The organism is Mesorhizobium sp. M2A.F.Ca.ET.037.01.1.1 (genome assembly GCF_003998075.1).
In the GTDB taxonomy this organism is placed as follows: domain Bacteria; phylum Pseudomonadota; class Alphaproteobacteria; order Rhizobiales; family Rhizobiaceae; genus Mesorhizobium.
In genome coordinates this window covers 1-4,533 of record NZ_RZSA01000546.1, presented here as the reverse complement: position 1 = coordinate 4,533, position 4,533 = coordinate 1, and the positions used below count along the sequence as shown (strand labels likewise).

Genomic DNA, 4,533 nt, shown 5'->3' with positions numbered 1-4,533 from the left:
CAGTATAAGTTCCGGCCTGCCGCTCCCAACAACCCGATCGAAGGCGGCGAGTAGGGTGTCGACCTCGCGCCCCCTCCCGTACAACTTTTCGGGGATCAACAAGCGATCAGGCAAGTCTTGCCTGGCGAGCGGAAACGGCTCGATGCGTTGCACACGTTCCCACTCGACAAGGCATCGCCGAAGATCATTCTCGACACCAAGGGCGGTCTGGTAGCGCTCCTCCGCCGTTTTGGCGAGCAGCTTCATAATGATTTGCGAGACCGGCGGCGGGACAGTCGGCGTGCGCACCACGGGGGCAAGAGGCCGTCTCGCAATATGGCAATGCACCCATTCCAAGGGTTCGGATGCGGTGAATGGCAGCGTGCCGGTTACCATCTGGTAGAGGGTGACGCCGAACGCGTAGAGATCGCTGCGGGAATCGATTGATCGGTTCATTCGCCCGGTTTGCTCTGGAGCCATGTAAGCAAGCGTCCCAGCGATTGCCTCGGGCGGATCGGGCGCCGGCCGCTCGCGAGGCAGCCGCGACGCAAGACCGAAACCGGTGAGCCGCACCAGGCCATCGTTGCATCCCACCATGATGTTGGCCGGCTTGATGTCTTTATGGACGAGTCCGCACTCGTGAAGGCTTCCCAATGCCTTCGCGATGCCGACCGCGAGGCTCAAGAACGAGCTCAAATCCATAGGGCCATCAAGCAGCCGGGCCAGCGGCTCGCCACCCGGATCCTCGAGCAGCAGCATCGTCCGCCCACGCTCGTGCACCAGCTGCAGCGGGCGCACGGCCCAAGTCTCGTCCAGTTCGTCCTTCAGGGCGTATTCGTGTGCGAGGCGCTGGAGGCTGGTCGAAGGCGAGTGCTTGGCGGTCGCCATCAAGGCCAGCACGAGCTGATGGTCGTCGGTGTCCCCGCGTTCAGTCCTATGGAGGACGTATTCCCCGTCGGCCCATAGCACCTGCAGGCTACGATCTTCATTAGCACCGAACCCGAGGGATGGGCTCATGTGCCGAACTCCGCGGTCACGCCCGTGCTCGGGCTGCGGCGATTGAGTTGAGTTACTGCTCGAACGTTCCGCCTCCAGGAAGTGGCCAGAGTGAGTTCAAACATAGTTTTATGACGATGTCCTTCCCCCGCGCGCAAAACCAGCCCTGCTTCCTCGTTTCACGGGCGCGGATACCGTCGCTCGCGCTTTCAGTGAACCCACCCGTAACGTTCGATGATAGCTGGGGCCTTGGCGCGAACCAAGACCCAGCCAGTCCAAGCTCCTGGTTGACGTCGAGAAAATCAAGCCCGACGCCGTCGCGCTTGCCCGATAACCACCTCGTTGGCAACGTCGAAAACAGATTGTCGGGCGAGATCATTGTTCGAAGGTCGTGGAGGTCAGCTTCATGCGATAACTGAACAGGATGAGCGCTACGATAGTCACCACGAAAGGGATCATTCGGATGAGCTCCGCCGGGATCCAGTTGAACAGGCCGGGCATGACTACCGAAAGCGCGTCGAACATACCGAAGAGCAACGCTGCGATCAGCGCACCGACTGGGTGACGCGCACCAAGCAGCACAGCGCCGAGCGCGATGAAGCCACGGCCCGCAGTCATGTCGCGGGTGAAGCCGACATAATTGAACATCGAGAGCTGCGCTCCGGCGAGCCCGGCGAGCGCACCGGACGCCAGAAGACTCCAACCTCTGAGGGCATTGGCGGAAACGCCTGCAGCCTCGAGCGCGCTCGGATGTTCGCCGACGCTCCGCAGCTGTAAGCCCCAGGACGTCCGGTAAAGAAAATACCACAAGACAAAAACGAGAAGACCTGCAAGCCAGGACAACACGGAATGTCCGGAGAGAGTTCTCACCAGCAGGTCTCCCACGCCGGGGACCATGCCAAGGAAGGAGAGGTCGAGCGCCGGCACCGGCCTCGACATCAAGTTGGTCGAACTGCCCTTGTCTCCGCCGGTGGCGAGCGTGAGTGCAAACACCGTAGCGCCGGAGGCGAAGATATTAATGGCGAAGCCGACGAGCACGATGTCGGCCTTCATACGCAGATGAAAAAAGGCCATCACGCTGCCGAGGAAAGCGCCGGCAAGCAACGCGGTGAGCACCGCGACGTACCACGGGGCATATACCGAGACGACGACCGCAGTTAGGCAGCTGACCAGCATTATACCTTCGAGCGCGACATTGAGCGCGCCCGAAAGGTCCGCGATCAGGCCGCCAAGCGTCGCGAGCAACAGTGGCGTCGAGGTACGGATCACCGTCACGAAGAACGCCGCGGAAAACACGGTCGCCAGCAGCTCTATCATTTTACCGCTTCGGCATGGGTCCTGGCCGGCCGACCGCTACGCGTGATCGCGGCAAGCATGGCACGCGGCAGGACAGAGTAGGAGGACGCGACGAGGAGGATGATAACAGCGGTGACGATGACAATTATCTCCGAAGGCACATCGGTTCGGATACTCATGAGCTGCGCGCCTTGGCGCAGATAGCCGTAGAAAAGCGCCGCAACCGGCACGGCAAGCGGCCGGTTGCGCGCGATGATGGTGATCAGGAGGCCCTCAAAGGCAAGGTTGCCCTCAAATGACACAGCAAGCTTACCGAAGGAGCGCCCTTCAACGAACATAGCGCCTAGCAGCCCTCCCAACGCGCCGGAAGCGGCCATCGCCGACACTATGATGAAGGCCTCCTTGATGCCGGCATACTGCGCGAAGCGGCTGTTATGGCCGACCAGCCTGAGCTTCAGGCCCCAGCTCGTACGGTAGAGAGCGAACCATACTGCGGCGACCGAAGTCAGCGCGAAGATCAGGCCAATGTCGATACGCGTATTGGGGATGAGCGCCGGGAAGACGGCAGTCGACGGAAACGGGGCGGTGGAAAGCAAGCGGCTGTTCGGCGTCGTGAGATCGACGCGGATCAGGTAGTTGGCGAGCTCGATCGCTACATAGTTCAGCATCAGCGACGAGACGATCTCGTTGGCGCCGAGACGCGCCTTGGCGATCCCTGGCAGAAAACCCCACAACGCGCCTGCCGCCACGGCGCAGACGACGCCCAAAGGGATCGCACACCACGTCTGGCCTAGCGGCGAGAGCGCGATATAACTCGCCGCCAGCGCGCCGACATAGACCTGACCCTGGACGCCGAGCGCGAACTGGCGCGCCTGGAAGACCAGGCTGTAAGCAAGCCCCGCGACCGTGAGCTTGGCAACGTCGTCGATCCAAAGTCCGACGGTGCGCACCCTGGTGATCGGTGCGGTAATCAGCGTAGCGAAAGCTTGCAGCGGAGCCTTGGACGTAAAGAGAATGATGAGAAATGCGACGGCCAGGGCGATGAAGGCCGCGCCGAGCGCCCGTCCCGTTTCGCGGCGCAATACTGTCCAGCGGCCGGTCGTCGCCGCGTCGCTCATGCCAGCGCAGCCCGCATTTCTTCAGGCGGCTGCTTTGACAATCCCAGCATGCAGGCGCCAAGCATTTCGGTTGTCAGCTCATCGGAGTTGCGGAAGGCGGCGACGATCCGGCCTCGGTAGAACACCATAAGGCGGTCCGACAGAGCCAGCAACTCGGACAAGTCCGCGGAGCTGAGCAGCACCGCCGCCCCGGCATTGCGCGTCTCGGTCAGGATGCGCCAGATAGATTGTGTCGACGCAAGATCGACACCGCGTGTCGGGTGGCTGACCAGCAGTAGCCTAGGTTGCTCCGACAGCTCGCGCGCCACGACGACCTTCTGCATGTTGCCACCCGAGAGCGTAGCGGCGACTGCGTTGGGCCCGTCGATCCGAATCGAAAAGCGTTCGATCAAGCGCTCGGCATTGGCACGCATCTCGCCGAGATCGAGCAACCCGCGGCGGACGAATAGTCGATCGTCAAGCCGCGTCGCGACAAGATTTTCGGCCACACTGGCGTCTAGCGCCAGCCCTTGTGAGATGCGATCCTCTGGAATGCTGGCCATGCCTTTGCCGCGCCGCGCCCGCACGCCGAGTGGCAAGATGCTCTCCCCGCCGATCGCAATGTCGCCACCCGCAACGGATCTCAGTCCGGCGATCGCTTCGATCAACTCGGCCTGGCCGTTGCCTGCGACGCCGGCGAGGCCAACGATTTCGCCGGAGCGCACGGTCAGGCTGACATCGTCGCAGACCGTGGCGCGCAGTTCGTTCATCAGGCTCAACCTGTTCACCGCGAGCGTGACCTTGCCGTTATACGGCTTGCGCTGGACGCGTAGCGTCACCTCGTGGCCGACCATCATGTTGGCGAGCTTCTGCTCGGTCGCGTCCTTGGTTTCGATCTCGCCTATCGTCTTGCCCCCTCGCATGACCGTTATGCGGCTGGATATCTCCAGCACCTCCGGTAGCTTGTGGGCGATAAAGATGACCGTCCGGCCCTGTGCGACAAGCGCGCGGATCGCAGAGAACAACTCGGTCACCTCCTGAGGTGTGAGCACGGCAGTTGGCTCGTCCAGGATCAGGATACGCCCGCCGCGGTAGAGCGCCTTGAGTATCTCGACGCGCTGCTGCTCGCCGACCGGCAGCTGCCTGACCGGCGGCAACCGATCCA

Annotated in this window: 4 protein-coding genes; all 4 read right to left on the bottom strand. The window is 62.4% G+C overall.

The genetic code is table 11. The features are described 5' to 3' along the window. The coding region (locus tag EOA27_RS23720) for a serine/threonine-protein kinase (protein WP_145970491.1) at positions 1-996 on the bottom strand (996 nt) is incomplete at its 3' end. A gap of 354 nt (positions 997-1,350) precedes the next feature. Further along, positions 1,351-2,292 carry an ABC transporter permease gene (locus EOA27_RS23715; RefSeq protein ID WP_127257381.1) on the bottom strand — a complete coding sequence of 314 codons (942 nt, stop codon included), beginning with the start codon at positions 2,290-2,292 and terminating at the stop codon, positions 1,351-1,353. Next, a complete protein-coding gene (locus tag EOA27_RS23710; RefSeq protein WP_127257378.1) occupies positions 2,289-3,389 on the bottom strand; it encodes an ABC transporter permease in 1,101 nt (366 codons plus the stop codon). Before EOA27_RS23710 ends, EOA27_RS23715 begins: the two co-directional genes overlap by 4 nt. Beyond that, positions 3,386-4,533, bottom strand: a 1,148-nt coding sequence (locus tag EOA27_RS23705) for an ATP-binding cassette domain-containing protein (RefSeq protein ID WP_127257375.1), incomplete at its 5' end; no start/stop codon positions are given. The genes EOA27_RS23705 and EOA27_RS23710, both read right to left, overlap by 4 nt.

Coding starts and splice junctions, on each gene's coding strand:
- EOA27_RS23715 (WP_127257381.1), bottom strand. CDS start 2,292: ATGATAGAGCTGCTGGCGACCGTGTTTTCCGCGGCGTTCTTCGTGACG.
- EOA27_RS23710 (WP_127257378.1), bottom strand. CDS start 3,389: ATGAGCGACGCGGCGACGACCGGCCGCTGGACAGTATTGCGCCGCGAA.